This is a genomic window from Nocardia sp. NPDC058519, assembly GCF_042719755.1.
In the GTDB taxonomy this organism is placed as follows: domain Bacteria; phylum Actinomycetota; class Actinomycetes; order Mycobacteriales; family Mycobacteriaceae; genus Nocardia.
Map to the genome: position 1 here is coordinate 1 of NZ_JBHXNK010000029.1, position 880 is coordinate 880.

Here is an 880-nt window from a genome sequence, read left to right on the forward strand (position 1 = left end):
GACTGGGTCTGGCCCCGTTGCGTAGGCGACGAAGGAGCAAGCAACGGTGCCTGACCGGCGGCCCCTTGGGGCCGCGGACACGCGCGCGCCAGCGCGCCAACAAACACAGCCCCAGTTAGCCCACAACCAACCGAGATTGCCGGCTACTTGCCAGTACCGGCCCAACAGATCCCGCCGCGAATGTACGCTCGCCCAGCGCTCCTGTCGGGGGGAGTCGTGCACGTCGACCATCAGGCCGTCTGTGCAACTGTGAGCAGGGGACATTCGAAATGAATCAGTCAGCGGGGAAAGCAGTTTCGTCAGTGCGTCATGGCCGGACAGTGGCGATCGCGGTGGCGATGCTGGCGGCCGTCACCGGTTGTGCAGCAGAGAGCAGGTCAAGTGCGGAGTCGCCGACACCGACGACGGTGCATGCCGCAACACCGACCAGCACGCCCGCGATCGCACCACCGCCGGCGACCACCGCAGCTGTAGCTCCGACTACCTCCGCCGCAGCGCCGGCGCCGACCGCGATAATGCCCGCGGTGCTCTGCATGAACCTGCAGGAAGCGCAGAACACCATCCAGGCGGCGGGAGTGTTCTTCTCCCGGTCCACGGATGCCAGCGGCCGCGGCCGCGCACAGGTAATGGACCGCAACTGGACCGTTGTCGCCCAGGAACCCGCAGCGGGAGTTCCGATCGGCGAGGGGGAAGCGGTGCTGTCGGTGGTGAAGAACGAAGAACCCAGTCAGTGCTGAGGTGAGACCGGCTGGCCGACCTACGCGAGCTTGTCCTTCGAGGTCATAGCTATTCAGCTCGCGCGCAAACATGCGCGGAAAACAGTGAGGCGGGGGTTACGGGGTAAGCGCGCCTCCCAAGGTGTTGGGGTTTAAGTGGTTGT

General features: G+C 65.6%; 2 protein-coding genes. One reads left to right on the plus strand and one right to left on the minus strand.

The features are described 5' to 3' along the window. Positions 1-307: 307 nt before the first annotated feature. Positions 308-535 carry a hypothetical protein gene (locus ACFWPK_RS26775; protein WP_378920297.1) on the minus strand — a complete coding sequence of 76 codons (228 nt, stop codon included), beginning with the start codon at positions 533-535 and terminating at the stop codon, positions 308-310. On the opposite strand from ACFWPK_RS26775, the gene ACFWPK_RS26780 reads away from it, so the two are divergent. Beyond that, positions 534-737, plus strand: coding sequence for a calcium-binding protein (locus ACFWPK_RS26780; RefSeq protein WP_378920299.1), 204 nt, complete (start codon positions 534-536; stop codon positions 735-737). The genes ACFWPK_RS26775 and ACFWPK_RS26780 overlap by 2 nt on opposite strands. The last annotated feature ends 143 nt before the right edge of the window (positions 738-880 follow it).

Coding starts and splice junctions, on each gene's coding strand:
- ACFWPK_RS26775 (WP_378920297.1), bottom strand. CDS start 535: ATGCAGAGCACCGCGGGCATTATCGCGGTCGGCGCCGGCGCTGCGGCG.
- ACFWPK_RS26780 (WP_378920299.1), top strand. CDS start 534: ATGAACCTGCAGGAAGCGCAGAACACCATCCAGGCGGCGGGAGTGTTC.